The organism is Billgrantia zhangzhouensis, assembly GCF_021404465.1.
In the GTDB taxonomy this organism is placed as follows: Bacteria; Pseudomonadota; Gammaproteobacteria; order Pseudomonadales; family Halomonadaceae; genus Halomonas; species Halomonas zhangzhouensis.
In genome coordinates this window covers 198,184-221,398 of the sequence record NZ_JABFTT010000004.1, presented here as the reverse complement: position 1 = coordinate 221,398, position 23,215 = coordinate 198,184, and the positions used below count along the sequence as shown (strand labels likewise).

Below are 23,215 nucleotides of genomic sequence, written 5' to 3'. Positions count from 1 at the left end.
AAGCCCAAGCTCTGTCGACCAGAGCTCAATCCAACACAGGTCAAACCAACCCGCACCTATGTCGCATTGGTAATCGCCAAGGCTGATCCGTATAATTCTGCGCATTTTGCGGTGTCTCCACTTTTCGCCAACGAAGGAAGCGACGATGAACTTCGACCACATCCCTGCCGGCAAGGACTTACCCAATGACGTCTACGTCGCGATCGAGATTCCCGCCAACCATGCTCCGATCAAGTACGAGATCGACAAGGAGATGGGCGCGCTGCTGGTGGATCGCTTCATGGCCACGCCAATGTTCTACCCGGCCAACTACGGCTTCATCCCCCACACGCTGGCCGACGACGGCGACCCCCTCGACGCCCTGGTGGTCACGCCCTACCCGGTCCAGGCCGGCAGCATCATCCGTGCCCGCCCGGTCGGCATCCTCAACATGACCGACGAGGCCGGCGAGGACGCCAAGCTGGTGTGCGTGCCCCACGCCAAGCTGACCACGCTGTACGACGACGTACAGGAAGTCACCGACCTGCCCGAGCTCTTGCGCCAGCAGATCGCGCATTTCTTCGAGAATTACAAGGATCTCGAGAAAGGAAAATGGGTGAAAGTGGAATCCTGGGAAGGTGCCGATGCCGCCCGCAAGGCCATCGAAAAGGCCGTGGCCGCCTACGAAAAGGCCTAAGCCAGACCGCCTTCTCCGAACGGGCCGCCCCCTTGGGGCGGCCCGTTCGTTTTCATGCGACATCAGAACGCAGCCGTAAGGTTCTAACGCTGTCGTCGACTGAGGTATTCTAGAATCGTCGTAGCATTGGCCCCGGGAACTCGGCGCTTCGCTCGCGAGTCAACCGGGGGCGCCGCCTCACCCGAGGCAGGCTGCTGCCGACAGCCTTCGTTTGCCACAAGGACCTCAGCGTTGACCCGTCGCCATCTCATACGCCTGCTCTGCTGCCTGTTGCTATGGCTGCCGCTGGCCGCCCAGGCCCAGTGGTTCTCCTCTGCCAATAACGGCCAGGGCGATTTCCTGCCGGTCATGGAGGCCTTCCAGCCTAGCGCCTGGCATGACGGCGAGACGCTCTACATCGGATTCGAGAACGCCGAGGGTTACTACCTCTATCGTCACCAGCTCGGCGTCGAAAGCCGCAACGAGAAGCTTCAGGTCGGCGAACCCTCCATCCCACCAGGCGAGTTCAAGAGCGATGAATTTCTTGGCGACGTCTACGTCTTCTACGACCGCGTGGTGTTCGAGGCACCGCTGCAAGGCGTCGCCGAGGGGCCGCTAGACATCACCGTGCGCTTCCAAGGCTGCGCCGACGCCGGGCTGTGTTACCCCCCCGAACGAGTCGAGCTTCAGGCCGCCGCCAGCGCCATGCCCGCCGCCTTCACCGGCTGGCGCGATGGCGGCGGCTCGGGCGATGCCACTCCCACTACCGCACCGCCCGCGCTACTGAGCGAAGATGGCCGCTTCAGCCGCTTGATCGGCGAAGCCAGCCTGCCGATGGCGCTGGGGCTGTTCTTCCTCGCCGGACTGGGCCTGACTTTCACGCCCTGCGTGCTGCCGATGGTACCGATTCTCTCCTCGATCATCGTCGGTCAGAATCCGTCCCGCCCACGTGCCTTCGCGCTCTCCGCCAGCTACGTCGGCGGCATGTCGCTGACCTATGCCTTGGTCGGCGTACTGATGGGCCTGTTCGGCGCGGGACTCAACCTGCAGGCGCATCTGCAATCCGCTCCCGTGCTGATCGTCTTCGCCCTGCTCTTCGCCATCTTCGCCCTGGCCATGTTCGGCACTTTCGACATGCGCCTGCCGCCACGCCTGACAAGCCGCATCGACACCTGGCAGGCACGCGCCCAGCGTAGCGGGCCACTGGGCCTCGCTGGCGCCGGCGCGCTGTCGGTACTGGTGGTTTCACCCTGCGTGTCGGCGCCTCTGGCCGGCGCCCTGGTGTTCATCTCTTCCACCGGCGATGCCCTGATGGGTGGCGCTGCCCTGCTGGCCCTTGGCCTGGGCATGGGCGTGCCGCTGTTGCTGGTCGGCACCTTCGGTGCCACCGCGCTGCCGCGCGGCGGTGCCTGGATGAACGGTGTCAAGATCGCCTTTGGCATCCTGCTGCTCGGCGTGGCAGTGTGGCTGGTCGAGCGCCTGCTGCCACCGGCCGTCAACCTGCTGCTGTGGGCGGCGCTGGCCATCGGCAGCGCCCTGGCCCTGGGTGCGCTCTCGCTCAACCTGGCCCAAGGCTGGCCTCGGGTGCGCCAGGCCGCCGGCCTTATGCTGCTGGCCTGGGGCCTTGCCCTGGTATTGGGCGCCGCCATGGGCGGCAGCGACCCGCTGCGTCCGCTGGCTTCCTACCATGCCACCAACAGCAACGCAGAGAGCGTTCAGGTTACCACCGTGGAGGACCTCGAGGCCCTGCGCAGCGCCCTTCGCACTGGCCCGACACAGGACCAACCCGCCTTCGTACACTTCACTGCAGACTGGTGCATCTCGTGCAAGCAATTGGAGCGGCAGGTCTATCCTGACCCGCTCGTCGCCGAACCGCTCTCCCAGTTCGCCCGCATCAATGTCGACGTGACCCGCGCCGACGCCACGACGCGCGAGCTGCTCGATCACTTCGGCCTCTTCGGTCCGCCCAGCCTGCTATTCTTCAGCGGGGAAGACGAGATCCGCGAGGCACGCATACAGGGCGAAGTCAGGGCCGGTCAGCTCGCCAGCCATCTGCAGGACCTGCTTGCCTGGCTCGAACGCGAACACACCTGAGCCTGCCATCCGAGCGCGTTGACGGTGCGCCCCGAACACCGTTCCCAATCGGCTGGACATCCCCCCTGATTTTAGGCACACTCCGCCAACAACGCCTATCGAGGCCGATAGCGTCGGCAATGTTCGCCATCTTGCCGCGATCTATTGAAAGTTGGCTTGGGTTGACAGCGCCCCGGCCCACCGCTATTTATCCACCGGTCGAGACTCAATATGGATATCCGTAAGGTCAAGAAGCTGATCGAGCTGCTGGAAGAATCCAACATCAGCGAAATCGAGATTCAGGAAGGCGAAGAATCGGTGCGTATCAGCCGCCATCCCAACGGCGTGAGCTGGCCCCAGCCCCCTATGCCCCAGTATGCCCCCGCGCCTTCGGCCCCGAGCCAGGCCGCGCCCGCTCCCTCCGCGGAGCCCGCTGAAGAAGCGCCCGCCGCCTACCAGGGCCATCCCCTCACCTCACCGATGGTTGGCACCTTCTACCGCAGCCCGGCGCCGGGGTCCAAGCCGTTCGTGGAAGTGGGCCAGAGCGTCAAGAAGGGCGAGACCGTGTGCATCGTCGAAGCCATGAAGATGATGAACCAGATCGAAGCCGACCGTGACGGCGTCATCGAGGCGATCCTGGTCGAGGACGGCGAGCCGGTCGAGTTCGACCAGCCGATGCTCGTCATTTCCTGATCTTTCACCGACACTGGCGGACTCCCTATGCTGGACAAGGTTCTCATCGCCAACCGCGGCGAGATCGCCCTGCGAATCCTGCGCGCCTGCAAAGAGCTGGGCATCAAGACCGTCGCGGTACACTCCAAGGCCGACCGTGAGCTGATGCACGTGCGCCTGGCCGACGAGGCCGTGTGCATCGGCCCAGCCCCCTCGGCGCAATCCTATCTGAACATTCCGGCACTGATCAGCGCCGCGGAAGTCACTGACTCCAGCGCCATCCATCCCGGCTACGGCTTTCTCTCCGAGAATGCCAACTTCGCCGAGCAGGTGGAGCGCTCCGGCTTCGTGTTCATCGGGCCGCGCGCCGAGACCATTCGCCTGATGGGCGACAAGGTCAGCGCCATCGAGGCCATGAAGAAAGCCGGCGTACCCACCGTTCCCGGCTCAGACGGCCCGCTGGGCGACGATGAAGGCGAGAACATGGCCATCGCCCGGCGCATCGGCTACCCGGTAATCATCAAGGCTGCCGCCGGTGGTGGCGGCCGCGGCATGCGCGTGGTGCACACCGAGGGGCACCTGCTCTCGGCGATCAACGTGACCCGCACCGAGGCCCACGCGGCCTTCGGCGACGGCACGGTCTACATGGAGAAGTTCCTCGAGCGCCCGCGCCACGTCGAGGTCCAGGTGCTGGCCGACGGCCAGGGCAATGCCATCCATCTCTATGACCGCGACTGCTCGCTGCAGCGACGTCACCAGAAGGTACTGGAGGAAGCCCCCGCTCCCGGCATCGACCCGGCGGCGCGCGCTGAGGTGCTCGAAGCATGCCGCCAGGCCTGCATCGAGATCGACTACCGCGGCGCCGGCACGTTCGAGTTTCTCTACGAGGACGGCCGCTTCTTCTTCATCGAGATGAACACCCGCGTCCAGGTGGAACACCCCGTCACCGAAATGGTGACCGGCGTGGATATCGTGCGCGAGCAGTTGCGCATCGCTTCGGGCTTGCCGCTGTCGATCCGCCAGGAAGACGTCAAGCTCAACGGCCACGCCTTCGAGTGCCGCATCAACGCCGAGGATCCACGCACCTTCATGCCTTCTCCCGGCAAGGTCACGCTCTACCACCCGCCGGGCGGGCTAGGCGTACGCATGGATTCACATGTCTATACCGGCTATACCGTGCCCCCCCACTACGATTCCCTGATCGGCAAGCTGATCACTTGGGGGGACAGCCGCGAGATCGCGCTGACACGCATGCGTAACGGCCTCGACGAACTGCTGGTCGAAGGTATCAAGACCAACACCGACCTGCACAAGGATCTGGTTCGCGACGGCCATTTCCAGCAGGGCGGGGTCAACATTCACTATCTGGAGAAGAAGCTCGCCTCCTAGGATCCCGGTCCTGGGACGAACATCGCTCCCGGCAGGGTGGCCACGGCCACCCTGCTTGCGTTACGCACGGAGACTGCCATGCCCTGGCTGCAACTCAAGGCCCGTATCGCCCCCGAGCAGGCTGAACTCCTCGAGGAACTGCTGCTGGCCGAAGGCGCCACTGCCATTACCCTGCAGGACGCCCACGACGACCCGGTGTTCGAACCCGAGCGCGGCACCACGCCTCTGTGGAACGAAACGGTACTGACCGGCTTGTACGATGACCTCGAAGGACTCGAGATCATGCTGGAGCGCCTCGCCGCGGCCTGGGCCGAGACCATGCCCGAGGAGCCCTGCCCGGTCATCGAGCATGAGCTGCTCGCCGATCGCGACTGGGAGCGCGAGTGGATGGAGGACTTCAAACCGCTGCGCATGGGCCAGCGGCTGTGGATCGTGCCCAGTTGGCACGAGCCACCCGATCTCGATGCCGTCAACCTGCACCTGGACCCCGGCCTGGCCTTCGGTACCGGCACCCACCCCACCACGGCGCTGTGCCTCGAGTGGCTCGATGGGCTGGCAGTCGCTAGCGAGCTGGATGGCCTCGAGGTGCTGGACGTGGGCTGCGGCTCCGGCATTCTCGCCATCGCCGCGCTCAAGCTGGGAGCGGCAATGGCCACCGGCACCGACATCGACCCGCAGGCGCTGCAGGCCAGCCGCGACAATGCCATACGCAACGACGTTGCGGAGCATGAGCTGACGCTTTGTTATCCCGAGCAACTCGCCGCAGGACACCGCTTTCCCCTGGTGATCGCCAATATCCTGGCCGGCCCTTTGGTGGAGCTGGCGCCGACGATTGCCGGCCATGTGGCCCCAGGGGGACGGCTGGCGCTATCGGGTATTCTCGAAGGCCAGGCCGAGGAAGTGCTCGATGCCTATCGCGACCAGGGCTTGAGCATGGACGAGCCGCAGCTGCGCGAAGGCTGGGTTCGGCTCAGCGGACGCCGGCCGGCATGAGCGCCGCCGACCTTCGAAGCGCCTTCACCCTGCCCCTCCGGGGGCGTATGATATGCAGCCCCAAGTTTCCTGATCCAATCTGATCCATGCCCGATAGTCGCCCTCTGCCCCAGATCGGCCGCCATCGCCTCCCCAATCGGGTCATCCTGGCCCCCATGGCAGGCGTGACCGACCGTCCGTTCCGCCAGCTCTGCCGCCGTCTGGGGGCAGGCCTGGTAGTGGGCGAGATGGTCACCTCGGACCCGGCGCTGTGGCATACCCGCAAGTCGCGCCAGCGCATGGATCACCGCGGCGAGCCGGGGCCCCGCGCGGTGCAGATCGCCGGCGGTGACGCCGCCATGCTGGCCGAGGCGGCACGCCTCAACGCCGACCAGGGCGCCGAAATCATCGACATCAACATGGGATGTCCGGCCAAGAAGGTGTGCAACAAGGCCGCCGGATCGGCGCTGCTGCGGGATGAGGCGCTGGTCGCCGAGATCCTCGAAGCCGTGGTGGCGGCAGTCAATGTCCCGGTGACGCTGAAGATCCGTACCGGCTGGTGCGCCGAAAGCAATAACGGCGTGCGTGTGGCGCGCCTGGCAGAATCCGCCGGGATCCAGGCCTTGGCGGTCCACGGTCGCCACCGTCAGCAGCGCTATCAGGGTGAGGCCGAGTACGACACCATCGCCGCCATCAAGCAGGCCGTACGCATCCCGGTCTTTGCCAACGGCGACATCGACTCTCCACGCAAGGCGGCCCGGGTTCTGGACTATACTGGTGCGGATGCGGTGATGATCGGTCGCGGCGCCCAGGGCAACCCCTGGATCTTCCGTGAGGTCGACCATTACCTGCGCCATGGGCACCGCTGCCCACCTCCCGACCTGCATGAGCGAGCCAGCGTGCTACGGGGACACCTGGTCGCCCTGCATGAGTTTTACGGTGATTACATGGGCGTGCGCATCGCGCGCAAGCATCTCGGCTGGTACCTGGCATCCGACTGCCGTTTCGATGCCGGCCGGCAGCGCGCCCTGAGGGCAGCCTTCAACGCCCTGGAACACCCTGACGAGCAGTTTGACTTCATCGACGACCTCTTTCGCCCGGCGAGCGATGCCGACCTCTACCGGGCAACGAATGGAATCAGTGCCGCATGAATCGTGAAGCTTTTGACCCCAACGCCAATCTACCTGACCTGGAGGATGGCCCCTGCGCCGACCTGACGGACCTGGACAGCCACTCTCTCGCATCGGCCACATTGGCGGAGCAGCCGCTGCGCGAAGCCGTGGACGCCGCCATGCGACGCTATTTCGACCATCTCGACGGCGGTACCGCCACCGACCTCTACGCCATGGTCATGGCTGAGGTCGAAGCGCCACTGCTGGCCAGCGTGCTCGAACATACCCAGGGCAACCAGACCCGCGCCGCCGAGATGCTCGGCCTCAATCGCGGTACGCTGCGCAAGAAGCTCAAGCAGCACGACCTCATCTGAAACCGCCGGGCAACGCCCCGCTGAACGGCCCGGCCCCTTATTTCCACTTCCGACAGAGAGTTGCACCCCACCATGGCCCAAGCCTCCCCCACCCCGGTACGCCGTGCGCTGATCAGCGTCTCCGACAAGACCAGCATCGTCGACTTCGCCCGCGGCCTGAGCGAACGCGGTGTCGAGCTACTTTCGACGGGCGGCACCTTCCGCCTGCTGCAGGAGAACGGCATCGCCGTTACCGAGGTGTCCGAGCATACCGGCTTCCCCGAGATCATGGACGGTCGCGTCAAGACGCTGCACCCGAAGATCCACGGGGGTATCCTCGGCCGCCGTGGCCAGGACGATGCGGTGATGGCCGAGCACGACATCGCTCCCATCGACATGGTAGTGGTCAACCTCTATCCCTTCGCCCAGACCGTGGCCAAGCCGGGCTGCACTCTGGAAGACGCCATCGAAAACATCGACATCGGCGGCCCGACCATGGTGCGCGCCTGCGCCAAGAACCACGCTCACACCACCATCGTGGTGGATGCCGCCGACTATGACCGCGTACTTGAGGAGATCGCCTCGCACGGCGGCGCGGTAAGCGATGCCACGCGCTTCGACCTGGCGGTCAAGGCCTTCGAGCACACCGCCGGTTACGACGCCGCCATCGCCGACTACCTGGGCCAGCGGGTTCCCGGTGGCGAGGACGGCTTCCCACGCACCTACAACGTGCAGTTCATCAAGAAGCAGGCCATGCGCTACGGTGAGAACCCGCACCAGAGTGCGGCGTTCTATGTCGAGGCCGACGCCAGCGAAGCCAGCATCGCCACTGCCCGCCAGCTGCAGGGCAAGGAGCTGTCGTTCAACAACGTGGCCGACACCGACGCCGCCTTCGAGTGCGTCAAGAGCTTCACCGACATCGCCTGTGTGATCGTCAAGCACGCCAACCCCTGCGGCGTCGCCGTTGGCGCAACCCTGCGCGAGGCCTACGACAAGGCGTTCGCCACCGACCCCACCAGCGCCTTTGGCGGCATCATTGCCTTCAACCGGGCCCTGGATGCCGACACCGCCCGCGCCATCATCGACCGCCAGTTCGTCGAGGTGATCATCGCCCCCGGGGTCGAGGAAGCGGCTGCCACCATCGTTGCCGAGAAGCAGAACGTGCGCCTGCTCGATGTCGGCGACAACTGGCCCGGCGAGCGCGAGCACGCCCACGACTTCAAGCGCGTCACCGGCGGCCTGCTGGTACAGGATCGCGATCTCGGCATGGTCGGTCGCGACGAGCTGACCGTGGTCACCGAGCGCGTACCCAGCGAGCAGGAGATGCGCGACCTGGCCTTCGCCTGGAAGGTGGCCAAGTACGTCAAGTCCAATGCCATCGTCTACGCCAAGGACGGTCAGACCGTCGGCGTCGGCGCCGGCCAGATGAGCCGCGTCTACTCGGCCAAGATCGCCGGCATCAAGGCCGCCGACGAAGGTCTTTCCGTACCTGGCTCGGTGATGGCCTCGGACGCCTTCTTCCCCTTCCGTGACGGCATCGACGCCGCGGCGGCAGCCGGCATCACCGCCGTGATCCAGCCCGGCGGCTCCATGCGCGACCAGGAAGTAATCGACGCCGCCAACGAGGCGGGCATTGCCATGGTGTTTACCGGCATGCGCCACTTCAGGCACTAAGGTGAGGAAAACGCTGGATCTCGGCCAGCCGTTTTCTCAAGCCACTCGAATAAGTAAACCCCATCGGTCATGACCGATGGGGTTTTCGCGTCTTACGGCTTATGACTTATGGCGTTCAGCCCAGGTCGATGCAGAGGTACTTGGTCTCCAGGAACTCCTCGATGCCCTGGTGGCCGCCTTCGCGACCAAGCCCCGAGGCCTTGACGCCGCCAAACGGTGCCGCGGTGTTGGAGATCAGCCCGGTGTTGATGCCCACCATGCCGTACTCCAGCGCGTCGGCGACGCGCCACACCCGGCCCAGGTCGCGGGAGTAGAAGTAGGAGGCGAGGCCGTACTGGGTGTCGTTGGCCATCTGCACGGCGTCCTCTTCGTCCTCGAAGGGGAACACCGCCGCCAGCGGCCCGAAGGTTTCCTCCTGGGCTACCTTCATGTCGCCATTGGCGAAACTGATCAGCGTCGGGGTGAAGAAGTTGCCACCCAGCGGATGAGGATGGCCGCCCAGCAACAGCTCGGCCCCCTTGTCGACGGCATCGTGCACGTGCTCACTGACCTTGTTCACCGCGTTGCCGTCGATCAGCGGGCCGATGTTAATGTCCGGCTCGGTGCCGTCACCCACTTTAAGCTCGCTGTTCATCGCCACGGCCAGCTTCTCGCAGAAGGCGTTGATCACGCTCGACTGCACCAGGAAGCGGTTGGTGCAGATACAGGTCTGGCCGGCATTGCGGAACTTGGCCGCCATGGCACCCTCCACCGCGGCATCGAGATCGGCATCTTCGAATACGATGAACGGGGCGTTGCCGCCAAGCTCCAGCGAAATCTTCTGGATATGCTGCGAGGCACGCGACATCAGCTCGCGCCCCACCTCGGTGGAGCCGGTAAAGGTGATCTTGCGCACCAGCGGCGACTCAGTGAGTGCCGCAGCGATTTCACCGGCACGACCGGGTACCACGTTGAACACGCCGCGCGGCACGCCGGCGCGCTCGGCCAACAGTGCCAGCGCCGTAGCCGAGAACGGTGTCTGGCTGGCCGGCTTGATCACGATGGTACAACCCGCCGCCAATGCCGCGCCGGCCTTGCGCGTGATCATGGCCGCCGGGAAGTTCCACGGTGTGATGGCACCGACCACACCCACCGGCTGCTTGGTGACCACGATGCGCTGATTGGGCTTGGCGGCGGGAATGGTCTCGCCGTAGATGCGCCGAGCCTCTTCGGCGAACCAGCGGATGAAGCTGGCTGCATAGGCGATCTCTCCGGCCGCTTCCTTGAGCGGCTTGCCCTGTTCGTGGGTCATGATCATCGCCAGGTCGTCCTGGTGCTCGAACATCAGGTCGTGCCACTTCATCAGGATGTCGGCGCGCTCCTGGGCAGTCAGCGCACGCCAGCCAACGAGGGCAGCGTCGGCCGCGGCGATGGCGCGCTCGGTCTCGGCACGCCCCAGGCGTGGCACGGTACCGAAGGTCTCGCCGGTCGCCGGATTGATCACGTCGATCTGCTCACCGCTGTCGGCGGCCACCCAACTACCGTCGATATAGGCGAACGGACAATAGAGCTGCGTTTCCTTGAGGGCTTCCATGTTATCTCTCCTGGCCTCAGCGGGGCCTGTATCCAAGTAGTGAATCTTGCCGAGCCCTGATCTGCTCACTGTTCCTGTACGGCACCCGGCTCGGGAACGGTGACGGGAGCGTCGCCCGGTACCGGCGGCTGAAGCATCGCGTTCAGTATGGCAAGAATCAGGACCAGTGCGATGGCGATCCAGCACAGGGCCCGGCCAATGTAGCGCTCGGGCTGGCGTCGAATCTGGCGCAGCCCCATCACGGCGAAGATGGCGGCGGCGATGTTCAGCGGCGGCAGGCTACCCTGGAACAGCAGGGCAATGAGTGCGGTGACGATGGCGGTCATGGCCCAGGGGGCATGGCGTCGCCGCGGCGAATCCTGTGAGGAGCTGTTGCGTTCCAACGAATCGTCTCTCTCTGTCGATTCAGCAGTAGCCCCTCATGCTAAGCGCAAAGCGCCGTTGTCACCAACCCCGGGCACAGAAGGCTCAGCGGTTGCGACGCGGCTCACGACTGGCCGAGAGAGTAATGGAGACCGAATCGGCGAAGCGCAGCGCGTGCGGCTTGTCGATCTCGACCTGTGCCATCAGTACCTGCTCGTGCGACATGATCAGGTCGAGAACCTCTCGTGTCATACGCTCGAGAAGCAGAAAGCGATTGCCCTCTACCAGCTCGATCAGTTCCTTGGTGATCGTACGGTAGTTGAGCGCCTGTTCGATGTGGTTGAACTCCACCGCCTTGTCGGCCCGATAGCGGAACACGGCATTGATGACCACGTCCTGGCGGTTGTTGATCTCATCCTCCTTGATACCGATGAAGGTACGCAGGCGCAGATTCTTGATGCGAATCGTGGCCAGGTCGTGATCGAGATGCTGGTCGTCCAGGGCATGCAGCGGCATCGCGTTGGCTCCAAGGTGAGAAACGTCAGTCGCAGGGGGACTGGATGGTACGCCCCCTGGTCAGCGGCCGCTGACCAGGGTGAGAAATTCTTGGCGTGTCGGCTGGTTATCGCGAAAGGTACCCAACATCACCGAGGAGGTCATGCTGGAGTTCTGCTTCTCGACGCCGCGCATCATCATGCACAAATGGCGCGCCTCGATCACCACTGCGACGCCGCGGGCTCCAGTCACCTGCAGCACCGCCTCCGCGATCTGTCGCGTCAGGCTCTCCTGGATCTGCATGCGGCGAGCATACATGTCGACGATGCGGGCAAACTTGGAGAGTCCCAGCACCTTGCCGTTGGGCAGGTAGGCGATGTGACACTTGCCAATGAAGGGCAATAGATGATGCTCGCACATCGAGTAGAGTTCGATATCCTTGACCAGCACCATCTCGTCGGTCTCGCTCTCGAACACGGCGCCGTTGATGATCTCCTCGAGGGTTTGGGAATAGCCACGAGTGAGAAACTGCATCGCTTTGGCGGCCCGCTTCGGTGTATCGCGCAACCCCTCCCGGCTCGGGTCCTCCCCCAGCTCGAGAATGATCTGTCGATAATGGTTGGCAAGCTCTTCGTTCATGATCAGGCCCCGCGACTGATGTTGCCGTTGGTCTCGTGATGGCCTGGCCATCGCTTTTCTTCCATACAAAAAGTATACATAATGTTCAGTCTGTACAACTTCTTACTTTCCTGGTCGTCATTCTACCGTAACGGTAAGTTCATCGCAGGCGCTGTGTCGCAATCTGTCGCAATTAGCTGCGACATTCGTGCCACTGTGTCGCCCAGATGGCTATGGTAAAATGTTGGCCATTGATGACTGCCGATCATGCGCAGCCTGGTCCTCTCGAGAGCCTGATATGATCAAGATTCCGGACGCCATACTAACAGCCAGCGGACTGGCCCTTCTTCTCCTGCCCCTGCACGCCTCGGCCGACACCCTTGCCCTTCCCAGTGACGCCGTCATCGGCGCCCAGGTGATCGATGATGTCGTGGTGGAAGGCGTCGATGGGCGCCTCGACGACATCCTGCTGCGCCCCGCCATTGGGCTTGCCGAGGCCACCCATGAGCTTCCTGAGTACTGTGTCGTCGTCGGCGATGCCCGCCAGGAAGGCGACCGTATGCGCCTCACCACCAAGGCCTTGACCTGCATCGAGACCAACGGCAGCGAGAGCGACATCTACAGCGGCGAGATCTCCGCAGCCGCCTATGAAGCGGATGGCAGCTACGGGCTGGCCGTGTGCGATACCGATCGCTGTGTACTGCCCAGCGACCACCTGTTCCAGCTCCGACTGGCCAGCCGGCTGGAGATCGAAGAGCAGGACAACCCCTCCGCCCGCATCAACGAGCAACGCCGCCAGGCCGAAGGGGCTGGCGTCGCCAACCCAATCCCGGCCGAGCGCCCCGACCCCGATACAGACTGAGCCCTCCTTCGCCGGGCGCCTCTGCGGGCGCCCGGCTCAGGCCAGCCAGCGCGGCCCCTGGCCCAGCACCATGCGCTGCTGTTCCAGCTCCCGGAGGTGCCGGTCCCAGTAGCCGGTGTCGGTCACCCAGGGAAACGCCAAGGGAAAGGCCGGATCGTCCCAGCGCGACACCAGCCAGGCGCTGTGGCGCATGAGACGCAATGTACGCAGGGGCTCGACCAAGCCCAGTTCGCGACGATCGAACTCCCGATGCTGCTCGTAGCCCTCCAACACTTCCGACAGCTGCATCTGCCACTCGGCTTCGTGCTCGGCGGTGAGGAACATCCACACATCCTGCACGGCAGGCGCCATCAGGCAGTCATCGAAATCCACCAGGGCGAAGTTGTCGTCACGCCCCAGCAGGTTGCCGATATGGCAATCTCCCTGGGTCCGGATCGTCTGCCTGGGTGACCAGGCGTATGCCGCGAGTTCATCGTGCAGCGCATCCGAGATGCGTTCATAAGCCTGGCGCTGGCGCCGTTCCAGCCAGGGCGCAGCCAGCACGCGTGCCTGCGCCTCTCGCACCATGCCATCCAGGTCGAGCCTGACGCGATGCCGAAACTCGCCACGCTCCCCTACCGCATGCACGGCACCAATCAGCTCGCCCAGGGCGAACAGGTGAGCGGGGTTCTCCAGCTCCGGCGCCTGCCCCAGCAAGTGGGGAAACAGCGCTAGCCGAAACCCCTCCACGTGATGCAGGCTACGCCCGGCCTCGTCGCGCCAGGGCGCCGCCACGGCCACGCCCTCCCCGCGCAACTCAGCGAGGAAGGCGTGCTCCTCCTGGATCTGCTCGTCACTCCAACGCTCAGGTCGATAGAACTTGGCCACCCAGCGCTGTCCTTCATCGTCATACAGCAGGAAGACGCGGTTCTCGTAGCTGTTCAGCGCGAACGGCTCCCCGGGTAACCAGAAGCCGAGCGACTCGATGGCCGCCACGACACGGGCAGGGGAAAGGGTGGCGAAAGGATGTGTCACGCTCTGCATGCTCTAAATCGACTGTGGATATGCCATGGTAACAGTCAAACCCAGCCGTGGGGATCACCCGTCCGCCAGCGGCGTACGCGCCACAGCCCAGGCCTCAACCTCACGGGCGCCGGCTGCCAGGCAGGCTTGCGCCAGGGCATCCAGCGTAGCCCCGGTGGTCATGACATCGTCGAGCAGCGCCACGCGGGACGGCAGTGTTCCCTTGACCACGAAGCCCCCGCGCAGGTTATGGTAACGCTCGGCACGATCAAGACCGCGCTGCGAGCGGGTATGCTGGCGCCGCTGCGCACGCGCCAACACCAGGCCGTGACGCGTTGCCAGGCGTCGGGCCAGCCAGTCGGCCTGATCGAAGCCCCGCTCCCGGGCCCGCCTGGGATGCAACGGCACCGGTATCAGCACCTCGGGCCAGGCCAGAGCCTCAGGCGACAGGCCGAACTCGAACAGCTCGAGCAGTACGTTGCCGGCACGCGGCGAGGCATGAAACTTGAAGCGCTGCATCAACCTGGCCACTTCGTCCTCGTAGCGCAGCGGCACTCGCGAACGAATGAACAGCGGCGGCTGGGTCAAACAGTGGCCGCAGCGCTTGCCCGCCAGCGCCCCCGACGGCTGCGGTTCGGCGCAGCTGGGACAGGCCGGAAGGTTCCACGGCAGCGCCTCGAAGCAGGGCGCACACCAGGGACGATCCCGCTCGCCCGGCGCCAGGCAGAAGCCACAACGCCCTGGCAGCGCCTGGCGCAGCGTGGCGTCGAGGCCATGCCAGAGCGAGCGTAACCAACCACCTGATCGTATGCGCCCAAGCATGTCATGCTGCCCCTTGGGGCGTGCCCGCCTCTGTTCCATGTAACGGTGCCTCACAACTTACGCTTCATAACTTCAGGGGTGTAACCATCATTCTACCCGTTATGGTCGCTATGGCCGCTCACACCACAGTCAACCTTTCAGAATTTCCTGGTTGACAGAAAGGCGATTTCACGTAGGCTCACAGTCAACCCAGGAATATCTTCAAGTTGACCGAGACGAACCTACCATGACCGATGCCTCGCAGGCTGGCCCGAACGCCCCAGCATTCCATCAAGCGCCGATTCGTCACGACTGGTCGCTGGCCGAAATCGAGGCGCTGTTCGCGCTACCCTTCAACGATTTGCTGTTCCGAGCCCAGCAGGTACACAGAGCCCACTTCGATGCCAATGCCGTGCAGGTTTCCACGCTGCTGTCGATCAAGACCGGCGCCTGCCCGGAAGACTGCAAGTACTGTCCCCAGTCGGGCCACTACACGACCGGGCTGGACAAGGAGAAACTGCTCGAGATCGAGAAGGTGGTCGCCCAGGCCAAGGCCGCTCAGGAGGCCGGGGCCAGTCGCTTCTGCATGGGTGCTGCCTGGCGCAGCCCGCGCGAGAAAGACCTGACCGTGGTGATGGAGATGGTCCGCCGGGTCAAGGCATTGGGTCTCGAGACTTGCATGACGCTGGGCATGGTGGGTGTAGACCAGGCAAGCCGCCTGGCCGAGGCCGGCCTCGATTATTACAACCACAACCTCGACACCTCGCCGGAATACTATGGCGAGATCATCACCACCCGCACCTACGCCGATCGCCTGGAAACCCTGGCCAACGTTCGCGAGGCGGGCATGAAGGTCTGCTCGGGCGGCATCCTCGGCATGGGCGAAGCGCCCCGTGATCGCGCCGCCCTGCTGCAGCAACTCGCCCGTCTCGACCCGCACCCCGAGTCGGTACCGATCAACATGCTGGTCAAGGTACCCGGCACGCCACTGGAGGATGTGGAAGATCTCGACCCCATCGAATTCATACGCGCCATCGCCGTGGCACGCATATTGATGCCGGCCAGCCACGTACGCCTCTCCGCGGGTCGCGAGCAGATGAACGAGTCGACCCAGGCGCTGGCCTTCCTCGCCGGGGCCAACTCCATCTTCTACGGCGACAAGCTGTTGACTACCGGCAACCCCCAGGCCGCTCGCGACAAGGCCCTGTTCGCCAAGCTCGGTCTGCATCCCGAGCGGCGCGATACCTGTCATGACGACGATGCGCAGCAGGCTGCTCTCGAGCGTGCCGTGACGCACCCGTCGCAGCAGACCCGCAGCGCGGCACTGGCCTACGACGCGACCCAGGCCTGATGCCGATGTCGACGCTTTCGACCGCGTGGCCCCAGCGCCTCGCCGAGGCCGCGACCGAGCGCCGTGGCCAAGGCCTGTGGCGCGAACGACGCACGCACGGCGGCGAACGGATCGACTTCGCCGGCAACGACTACCTCGGCCTGGCCAATGACCCTCGACTGGCCGAGGCCCAGGCGGAAGGGGCGCGCCGCTTCGGTACCGGGGCAGCGGACACCTGGAAGTGCATGACGCCCTCGAGCGGCGCCTGGCCGAACTCGTCGGACGCCCCCGCGCGCTGCTCTTCTCCACCGGCTACATGGCCAACCTTGGGACGCTGCAAGCCCTGTGCGACGATGCCACACACGTCTTTCAGGACCGTCTCAACCACGCCTCGCTGCTCGACGGCGCCAAGCTGTCGGGAGCCCGCTCGCGGCGCTTTCATCATCGTGACCACGACGATCTCGAGCGCCTGCTCGCCCGGACACCGGCCAAGGCAGCCAAGCTCGTGGTCAGCGATGGTGTGTTCAGCATGGACGGCGACGTCGCCAATGTCGGCGCACTGGCGGACCTCAGCGCCCGGCACGACGCCTGGCTGATGATCGACGATGCCCATGGCCTGGGGGTACTCGGCGCTCACGGCGATGGCTGCGTTGGCCATGCCCATGACGTCGAGCGCGTCCCGATACTGGTGGGAACCCTGGGCAAGGCACTGGGTACCGGAGGCGCTTTCGTTGCCGGCAGCGAGGCGCTGATCGAGCATCTGATCCAGTTCGCCCGCCCCTACGTCTACACCACCGCCCAGCCGCCCGGCGTCGCCGCCGCCACTCTCGCAGCGCTCGACATACTGGCCAGCGAGCCGGAGCGTCGCGAACACCTGCGTGACGCCATCGGCTACTTCCGCCATGAGGCGGCCTTGCTCGGGCTACCGCTGGCCGATTCGTTCACGCCCATCCAGCCGCTCATGCTGGCCGAGACCGGGCGGGTCATGCGCTGGGCCGTCGAGCTGCATGATGCAGGCCTGGCGGTCGGCGCCATTCGCCCACCTACCGTGCCACGCGGCGAGGCCCGGCTACGCATAACCCTTTGCGCCAAGCACGGTCGGGAGGCATTGGACCGGCTGCTGGAGAGTCTCTCACGCCTACAGAGGGAGGAAGCGGGGTGACCAAGCTCGTATTGCTCTCCGGTTGGGGGATCGATGCCAGGGTCTGGCAGCCGCTAGCACCTTACTGGCCGCCGGGCATCGAGGTGAACACTCCCGACTGGCCGGGCTATGGCAACCGCGCCGGCGAAGCGGCACCGACAACCCTGCCCGAGCTGGCAAGCGCAATGCGCCATGAACTGCCGAGCGATGCCGTCTGGGTCGGCTGGTCGCTCGGCGGCCTGCTCGCCGGCGCACTGCTGGAGCACCTTCCGGCACCTCGTGCCCTGATACTGGTGGGAACCGGATATCGCTTCTGCAGCGAAGACGGCGTAACGCCAGCTGAGCTGGCTACCTTTCGCCGCGCCTTCGAGCGCGACCCTCAAGCCACCTGGCGGCATTTCCTGCGCTGGCAGTTGCAGGGGGAACCGTCTCCACGCCTGGCGCTTCGCCGCCTGCTCGACCTGTTGGGCCGACACCCCAGCGCGTCGAACGATACGCTGGCCCTGGGCCTCGACCAACTGGCGCAGCTCGATCTCTCCAGGCAGCTCGGGGCTCCCCCCTGCCCGGTCCGCCGCCTCTTCGGCGAACGGGACAGGCTGATAGGCAAGACGGCTCGACGGGAAGCCGACCGGCTCCTCGCCGACAACGGCCACTGCCCAATGTTGACGCGTCCGGACGCCCTGGCAAGCCATCTCATCATGCTGTTGCGCGATGTCGCTCCGCTACCGGACGACGGCGAGGTCGTCATATGACGCCGGCTCTGCAATACGCCACCGCCCCCTGCGAAGCCAGCGCTTGGCGCCGGCAAGTGGCTCGCGCCTTCTCGCGCTCCTCGGAACGCTACACCCGCCTGGCCAAGGCGCAGCAGCAGATGGGCGAGTCACTCTGGCCCCTGCTCCCTCCTCGGGCGAGCCGCGTGCTCGATCTGGGCTGCGGCCCCGGCCACTGGAGCCGGCGTTTGGCAGCACGGTTCGGCTCGGACTGCCGCGTGGTCGGTCTCGATCTGGCCCCAGGGATGCTCGAGGCCGCCCGCCGCGAGCCAGCCGCCAATGTCGACTGGCTGTGCGCGGATGCTGCCGCCCTGCCTCTGGCCGACGGCCAGTTGGATCTGGTGTTCTCCAACCTGGCCATCCAGTGGTGCCCAGATCTCGTTGGCGTGATGACGGAGCTACACCGGGTGTTGCGTCCCGGCGGTCGTGCGGTGATCAATACCCTGGGGCCCGGCACACTGGCCGAGGTCGCCCAAGCCTGGGCATCGCCCCAGGCACTGCTCGACTTTCGCTCGCGGGAACGGCACCTGGCCTGCGCACGCCAGGCCGGTTTCGTCCACGTTCGCTGCCACGAGGTCACCGAGCGCTTCTTCTATCCCGGCCTGGCGGCGGTCATGGATTCGATCAAGGGGATCGGTGCCCAGACTCCACGCCCCGCCACGCGCCTGACCCGTTCCGACCTGGCCCGGGCCCAGCGATGCTTCGAAGCACTGCGCGAGCCAGCGGGACTGCCGGTCAGCTATCGGCGCCTGACCCTCGTTCTCGACAAGGAAGCAGAAGCATGACGCATTATTTCGTCACCGGTACCGATACCGATGCCGGCAAGACCCTGGTGACCGCTGGACTATTGGCACTGGCTCGCTCGCGCGGCCTGAGCACCCTGGGGCTCAAACCCATCGCCTCGGGGTGCCGGCGTACCGATGCCGGCCTGCGCAACGACGACGCCCTCGCCCTGATGGCGCGCAGCGTGCCGACACCGGCCTATGAGACGATCAACCCCTTTGCCTTCGAGCCGGCCATCGCTCCGCACCTGGCGACTCGTCAGGCGGGAACGAACATCAGCCTCGCCCAGCTTGGCGAACAGGTCGCTCCGTTGCTGGAAGAGGCGCGTGACCTCGTCCTGGTGGAGGGTGCCGGAGGCTGGCGCGTACCGCTCAACGATAGCGAGGATCTCTCTGGACTGGCCACTCATCTCGACCTGCCGGTGATCCTCGTGGTCGGTCTCAGGCTCGGCTGCCTCAACCATGCCCGCCTGACGGCCGAGGCCATACGCGCGGATGGGGCTAAGCTGGCCGGCTGGGTCGGCAACCTGCTGGCTGCCGACTTCGCCCACGACGCCTCGCTCTATGCCGACAACCTGGCCACCCTGCAGCATACCCTTGATGCGCCATGCCTCGGCGTGGTGCCACGCCTGAGCCGAGTGGCGCCGGCCAGACGCCCGGAAGCCGCCGTGGCTCATCTTGAGCTACCCAAAGGCGATTGACTTGCGACCGAGGGTCCGTACAATGTGGACGCCTGCCCAGCCCTGCGGATGTGGTGGAATTGGTAGACACGCCAGATTTAGGTTCTGGTGCCTTCGGGCGTGGGAGTTCAAGTCTCCCCATCCGCACCATCACGGCTCACGCCTGTCGAGCTTCGTGACGTCTTCGCCAAAGTTCATACCTTCGCCACGGTTTCCCGCGTTCCTGTCTGCGACAACATCGCGCTGCCGCCGTGCCTGCGTGCACCCTTCGCACGCACAAGACGGAATTTCCCTGCGCTCCTCCTCGCTCGAACTCATTCCCTCGCCCGATTCGGAGGCACGATGACATCCCCCGTCTGGCATCCCTATACCCACCTGCTCACCCAGCAAGCTGCCCCCAAGGTCGTCGGCGGCGAAGGCCCCCGCTTCACCCTGGAGAGCGGCGAGACGCTGCTCGATGCCACCTGCTCCTGGTGGTGCATGATCCACGGTTACGCCCACCCGCGCCTGGTAAACGCCATCAAGGAGCAGGCCGACGTCCTGTGCCACGTGATGCTGGGAGGTCTCATCCATGAGCCCGCCGAACGCCTGGCCCGGGAACTGGTCAGGATCACGCCAACGGGGCTCAACCACGTTTTCTTCTCTGACAGCGGCTCAGTTGGCATGGAAGTCGCCATGAAGATGGCGGTGCAATACCACCATCTGCGCGGTAAGCCCGAGAAGCATCGCATGCTGTCGCTGATGAAGGCCTACCATGGGGATACCAGCGGCTGCATGGCGGTATGCGACCCCGAGGAGGGCATGCACAGCCTGTTTTCGGGCTACCTGCCGCGTCACCACTTCGCCCCGGCTCCTCGAGCCCCCTACGACGCAGGCTCCGACGAGGTGGCCCGGGATCTGGCCGCTCTGCGCAGCGTACTCGAACGCCATCACCAAGACATCGCCGCGTTGCTGATGGAGCCGCTGCTGCAAGCCGCCGGTGGCCTCAACATGACCTCACCGCTCTACCTGAAAGGCGCGCGGGAACTCTGCGACGAATACGACGTACTGCTGGTATTCGATGAGGTCGCCACAGGATTCGGCCGTACCGGCAGGCTGTTCGCCGCCGACCACGCCGGGGCGACGCCAGACATCATGGTGCTCTCCAAGGGACTGACAGGCGGCTACCTGGGCCACGCGGCGACGCTGGCCACCGACCGGGTCCACGATACCTTCATTGGCAAGTCACCCCTGCACGCCTTCATGCATGGCCCCACCTTCATGGGCAACCCGCTGGCCTGTCGCGTGGCGCTGGAGAGCCTCGCCGTGTTCGAGGAAGAGAACTACCTGGAAAAGATCGTCGCTCTCAACCGCGTGCTGTGTGAAGCGCTACTGGATGACGAAGCGCTGCGGCATCATCCACAGGTTGCGGACGTTCGCGTGCAGGGGGCCACTGCGGTAATCGAAGTGACGGACGCCGCACACCTCGAGGGCGCCGCGGCATTCGCCCGCGACCGTGGCGTCTGGCTGCGCCCCTTTGGACGCTGGCTCTACACCATGCCGGCCTATATCACGTCCGAGGCGGACATGCGTCTGATCACACACACGATGAAGGCCTGGTTTCTGAAATAGAGGCGCTGCCGGTCCGAACACGACAGCGCCGCCCGAAGGCGGCGCTGTCGTCACGAGGCTGTTGCACAGCTCAGGCCATGGCGGGCTGAGCGTAGGAGATTGGCGCCAGCTCGCGCTCATTCTCGAAGGTGACGATCTCGTAGGCATCGGGTTGGGCCAACAGCGCCCGGCACAGCTGGTTGTTCAGCGCATGGCCCGACTTCACGCCCCGAAACTCGCCGATCAGGCTATGCCCAAGCAGGTAGAGATCGCCGATGGCATCCAGCACCTTGTGCTTGACGAACTCGTCCTCGTAGCGCAACCCACCCTCGTTGACGATGCGGTACTCGTCGACCACGATGGCATTGTCGAGGCTACCGCCCAGCGCCAGGTTGTTGGCGCGTAGGTATTCGAGATCGCGCATGAAGCCGAAGGTCCTCGCCCGCGAAACCTCCTTGACGAAGGAGGTCGTGGAGAAATCCACCACAGCGGTCTGCTTCTGCTCCTCGAAGACCGGATGGTCGAACTCAATGGCAAACGTCACCTTGAAGCCCTGATGCGGAAGGAAGCGAGCCTCCTTGCCATCATCCTTTACCACCACTTCACGCTTGATACGGATGAACTTCTTGGGGGCTTCCTGCTCGGCGATGCCAGCCGACTGGATCAGGAACACGAACGGACCGGCGCTGCCATCCATGATCGGCACTTCGGGAGCGCTGAGATCGATATAGGCGTTATCGATTCCCAGCCCGGCCAACGCCGACATGAGGTGCTCCACGGTCGCCACCTTGACGTTGCCGCGGGAAAGCGCGGTACACAGTGTTGTGTCGGTGACCAAAGAGGCGCTGGCCGGAAGTTGGACTTCAGGCTCCAGGTCCGTACGCACGAACACGATACCAGTGTTCACCGGGGCCGGACGCAAGGTCAGGTAGACCTTCTTTCCGGAATGAAGACCGACGCCGGTGGCGCGGATGGTATTTTGAAGGGTGCGTTGTCTGATCATGGGCAGTAGCCAGGCCGTTGTATGTTATCAAACACCGTTCACTATAACACCGAACGAGTGTTTCAACAAAAAAACATCTCCTGGCCCTGCCTAAGCGTGCAATAGCTTTTTTCAATCGGCTTGACGACGCAGGAAGGCCGGGATATCGAGATAATCGTCCAGCTCCTGAGGCGAACGACGCTTCTCCGGCTGCGGCTTGGCCGCTTCCTGAGGCTCGGCCTTGGGCATCGCGCTCTGCTGGCGTATGGCCGGCTGCGCACGCTGACGATATTCGCTGCCTTCGTTGCGCTTGACGGTCTCGCGCCCGGCAGTCGCCTTGACCTGGCGACCCTCGAGACCCGCAGCCACCACGGTGACCCGCAATTCGTCGGACATATCCATGTCGATGGAAGTGCCCACCACGATGGTGGCGTCCTGGGAGGCGAACTCCTGAACGGTGGCGCCGACATCGTTGAACTCGCCGATGGAAAGGTCCGGGCCGGCGGTAATGTTGACCAGGATGCCGCGTGCGCCGTGCAAGTCGATATCCTCCAGCAGCGGGCTGCGGATGGCCTTCTCGGCAGCCTCGCGGGCACGGTTCTCGCCAGTGGCGCCGCCGGTGCCCATCATCGCCATGCCCATCTCGGACATCACGGTGCGCACGTCGGCGAAGTCGACGTTGATGATGCCGGGGCTGGTGATCAGCTCGGCAATCCCCTGAACGGCGCCCAACAGCACGTCGTTGGCGGCACTGAAGGCAGTCAGCAGACTGGCGTTCTTACCCAGCACCGAGAGCAGCTTCTCGTTGGGAATGGTGATCAGCGAGTCGACGTGTTCCGACAGTTCCTTCATGCCCTCTTCGGCCACGCGCATGCGCTTCGGCCCTTCGAACGGGAACGGGCGGGTAACGACGGCCACGGTGAGGATACCCAGCTCCTTGGCGATCTGGGCCACGACCGGCGCCCCGCCGGTGCCGGTACCGCCACCCATACCGGCCGTGATGAAGACCATGTCGGCACCGCTGATCAGCTCGGCGATACGCTCACGATCCTCCATGGCGGCCTGACGTCCCACATCGGGGTTGGCACCAGCACCCAGCCCCTTGGTGATCTCGTTGCCGAGCTGGAGTACGGTCTTGGCGGCCACCCGCTTGAGCGCCTGGGCATCCGTGTTGGCGCAGATGAACTCGACGCCTTCGATATTGCTCTCGACCATGTGGTTCACGGCGTTGCCGCCGCCGCCGCCCACACCGACGACCTTGATGACCGCACTGCTCGAGGGTGCGCTATCTACCAGTTCGAACATAAGCCCCGTCTCCTGGACCGC

At 64.8% G+C, this 23,215-nt stretch carries 22 protein-coding genes, 1 tRNA gene and 1 pseudogene; 16 read left to right on the top strand and 8 right to left on the bottom strand.

Annotated features, from left to right (window positions below; all coding sequences use genetic code 11):
• Positions 1 to 145: 145 nt before the first annotated feature.
• The 8 genes from ppa (at position 146) to purH (ending at position 8,900) form a co-directional block, all read left to right on the top strand.
• Positions 146 to 676, top strand: coding sequence for an inorganic diphosphatase (gene ppa, locus HOP51_RS06525; RefSeq protein WP_159552985.1), 531 nt, complete (start codon positions 146 to 148; stop codon positions 674 to 676).
• 231 nt (positions 677 to 907) lie between these two features.
• Complete coding sequence (gene dsbD, locus HOP51_RS06520; RefSeq protein ID WP_234273136.1) at positions 908 to 2,749, top strand: protein-disulfide reductase DsbD; 1,842 nt, start codon at positions 908 to 910, stop codon at positions 2,747 to 2,749.
• Positions 2,750 to 2,959: 210 nt separating this feature from the next.
• Complete coding sequence (accB, locus tag HOP51_RS06515) at positions 2,960 to 3,421, top strand: acetyl-CoA carboxylase biotin carboxyl carrier protein (protein WP_234273135.1); 462 nt, start codon at positions 2,960 to 2,962, stop codon at positions 3,419 to 3,421.
• A 27-nt stretch (positions 3,422 to 3,448) separates the two neighbouring features.
• Positions 3,449 to 4,789 carry an acetyl-CoA carboxylase biotin carboxylase subunit gene (gene accC / locus HOP51_RS06510; RefSeq protein ID WP_234273134.1) on the top strand — a complete coding sequence of 447 codons (1,341 nt, stop codon included), beginning with the start codon at positions 3,449 to 3,451 and terminating at the stop codon, positions 4,787 to 4,789.
• Positions 4,790 to 4,867: 78 nt separating this feature from the next.
• Positions 4,868 to 5,782 (top strand): 50S ribosomal protein L11 methyltransferase, encoded by a 915-nt coding sequence (prmA, locus tag HOP51_RS06505; RefSeq protein ID WP_234273133.1) that lies wholly within the window; start codon positions 4,868 to 4,870, stop codon positions 5,780 to 5,782.
• 86 nt (positions 5,783 to 5,868) lie between these two features.
• A complete protein-coding gene (dusB, locus tag HOP51_RS06500) occupies positions 5,869 to 6,912 on the top strand; it encodes a tRNA dihydrouridine synthase DusB (protein ID WP_234273132.1) in 1,044 nt (347 codons plus the stop codon).
• On the top strand, positions 6,909 to 7,247 hold the full coding sequence (fis, locus tag HOP51_RS06495; protein ID WP_234273131.1) for a DNA-binding transcriptional regulator Fis: 339 nt from the start codon (positions 6,909 to 6,911) through the stop codon (positions 7,245 to 7,247). The genes dusB and fis overlap by 4 nt, the downstream gene beginning before the upstream one ends.
• A 72-nt stretch (positions 7,248 to 7,319) precedes the next feature.
• Positions 7,320 to 8,900 (top strand): bifunctional phosphoribosylaminoimidazolecarboxamide formyltransferase/IMP cyclohydrolase, encoded by a 1,581-nt coding sequence (purH, locus tag HOP51_RS06490; protein WP_234273130.1) that lies wholly within the window; start codon positions 7,320 to 7,322, stop codon positions 8,898 to 8,900.
• 115 nt (positions 8,901 to 9,015) lie between these two features.
• Here the strand turns inward: purH and HOP51_RS06485 are convergent, their stop codons facing one another.
• The 4 genes from HOP51_RS06485 to folE all read right to left on the bottom strand — a co-directional run bounded on the left by HOP51_RS06485 (position 9,016) and on the right by folE (position 11,970).
• Positions 9,016 to 10,473 carry an NAD-dependent succinate-semialdehyde dehydrogenase gene (locus tag HOP51_RS06485; RefSeq protein ID WP_234273129.1) on the bottom strand — a complete coding sequence of 486 codons (1,458 nt, stop codon included), beginning with the start codon at positions 10,471 to 10,473 and terminating at the stop codon, positions 9,016 to 9,018.
• Positions 10,474 to 10,538: 65 nt separating this feature from the next.
• On the bottom strand, positions 10,539 to 10,856 hold the full coding sequence (locus HOP51_RS06480; protein WP_159552998.1) for a DUF4190 domain-containing protein: 318 nt from the start codon (positions 10,854 to 10,856) through the stop codon (positions 10,539 to 10,541).
• A gap of 85 nt (positions 10,857 to 10,941) precedes the next feature.
• Entirely contained in the window at positions 10,942 to 11,352 is a 411-nt protein-coding gene (folX, locus tag HOP51_RS06475) for a dihydroneopterin triphosphate 2'-epimerase (RefSeq protein WP_234273128.1), read from the bottom strand.
• A 60-nt stretch (positions 11,353 to 11,412) separates the two neighbouring features.
• Positions 11,413 to 11,970: a GTP cyclohydrolase I FolE gene (folE, locus tag HOP51_RS06470; RefSeq protein ID WP_234273127.1), complete on the bottom strand. Its 558-nt coding sequence runs from the start codon at positions 11,968 to 11,970 to the stop codon at positions 11,413 to 11,415.
• A 277-nt stretch (positions 11,971 to 12,247) separates the two neighbouring features.
• Between folE and HOP51_RS06465 the strand changes: the two genes are divergently transcribed.
• Positions 12,248 to 12,811, top strand: a complete 564-nt coding sequence (locus HOP51_RS06465; RefSeq protein ID WP_234273126.1) for a hypothetical protein — start codon at positions 12,248 to 12,250, stop codon at positions 12,809 to 12,811.
• A 36-nt stretch (positions 12,812 to 12,847) separates the two neighbouring features.
• On the opposite strand, the gene HOP51_RS06460 is transcribed toward HOP51_RS06465, so the two are convergent.
• Together HOP51_RS06460 and HOP51_RS06455 are read right to left on the bottom strand one after the other, a co-directional pair.
• Positions 12,848 to 13,834 (bottom strand): serine/threonine protein kinase, encoded by a 987-nt coding sequence (locus HOP51_RS06460; RefSeq protein WP_234273125.1) that lies wholly within the window; start codon positions 13,832 to 13,834, stop codon positions 12,848 to 12,850.
• 54 nt (positions 13,835 to 13,888) lie between these two features.
• Positions 13,889 to 14,674, bottom strand: a complete 786-nt coding sequence (locus HOP51_RS06455) for a ComF family protein (RefSeq protein WP_234273124.1) — start codon at positions 14,672 to 14,674, stop codon at positions 13,889 to 13,891.
• Positions 14,675 to 14,861: 187 nt separating this feature from the next.
• On the opposite strand from HOP51_RS06455, the gene bioB reads away from it, so the two are divergent.
• The 7 genes and pseudogenes from bioB to bioA all read left to right on the top strand — a co-directional run bounded on the left by bioB (position 14,862) and on the right by bioA (position 20,928).
• On the top strand, positions 14,862 to 15,965 hold the full coding sequence (gene bioB / locus HOP51_RS06450) for a biotin synthase BioB (RefSeq protein WP_234273123.1): 1,104 nt from the start codon (positions 14,862 to 14,864) through the stop codon (positions 15,963 to 15,965).
• A gap of 5 nt (positions 15,966 to 15,970) precedes the next feature.
• Positions 15,971 to 17,106: pseudogene (locus HOP51_RS06445) on the top strand (aminotransferase class I/II-fold pyridoxal phosphate-dependent enzyme).
• Positions 17,103 to 17,837 carry an alpha/beta fold hydrolase gene (locus HOP51_RS06440; RefSeq protein WP_234273122.1) on the top strand — a complete coding sequence of 245 codons (735 nt, stop codon included), beginning with the start codon at positions 17,103 to 17,105 and terminating at the stop codon, positions 17,835 to 17,837. The pseudogene HOP51_RS06445 and the gene HOP51_RS06440 overlap by 4 nt, the downstream one beginning before the upstream one ends.
• Entirely contained in the window at positions 17,834 to 18,640 is an 807-nt protein-coding gene (locus HOP51_RS06435) for a methyltransferase domain-containing protein (protein WP_234273121.1), read from the top strand. Before HOP51_RS06440 ends, HOP51_RS06435 begins: the two co-directional genes overlap by 4 nt.
• Positions 18,637 to 19,338 carry a dethiobiotin synthase gene (bioD, locus tag HOP51_RS06430; protein WP_234273120.1) on the top strand — a complete coding sequence of 234 codons (702 nt, stop codon included), beginning with the start codon at positions 18,637 to 18,639 and terminating at the stop codon, positions 19,336 to 19,338. Before HOP51_RS06435 ends, bioD begins: the two co-directional genes overlap by 4 nt.
• A 44-nt stretch (positions 19,339 to 19,382) precedes the next feature.
• Positions 19,383 to 19,467, top strand: a tRNA-Leu gene (locus tag HOP51_RS06425).
• A 192-nt stretch (positions 19,468 to 19,659) separates the two neighbouring features.
• Positions 19,660 to 20,928, top strand: a complete 1,269-nt coding sequence (gene bioA / locus HOP51_RS06420) for an adenosylmethionine--8-amino-7-oxononanoate transaminase (protein ID WP_234273119.1) — start codon at positions 19,660 to 19,662, stop codon at positions 20,926 to 20,928.
• Between the two features lie 70 nt (positions 20,929 to 20,998).
• Here bioA and lpxC read toward each other — a convergent pair whose 3' ends face one another.
• Positions 20,999 to 21,910, bottom strand: coding sequence for a UDP-3-O-acyl-N-acetylglucosamine deacetylase (lpxC, locus tag HOP51_RS06415; RefSeq protein WP_234273118.1), 912 nt, complete (start codon positions 21,908 to 21,910; stop codon positions 20,999 to 21,001).
• A gap of 111 nt (positions 21,911 to 22,021) precedes the next feature.
• Positions 22,022 to 23,194 (bottom strand): cell division protein FtsZ, encoded by a 1,173-nt coding sequence (gene ftsZ / locus HOP51_RS06410; protein ID WP_234273117.1) that lies wholly within the window; start codon positions 23,192 to 23,194, stop codon positions 22,022 to 22,024.
• Positions 23,195 to 23,215 lie beyond the last annotated feature (21 nt).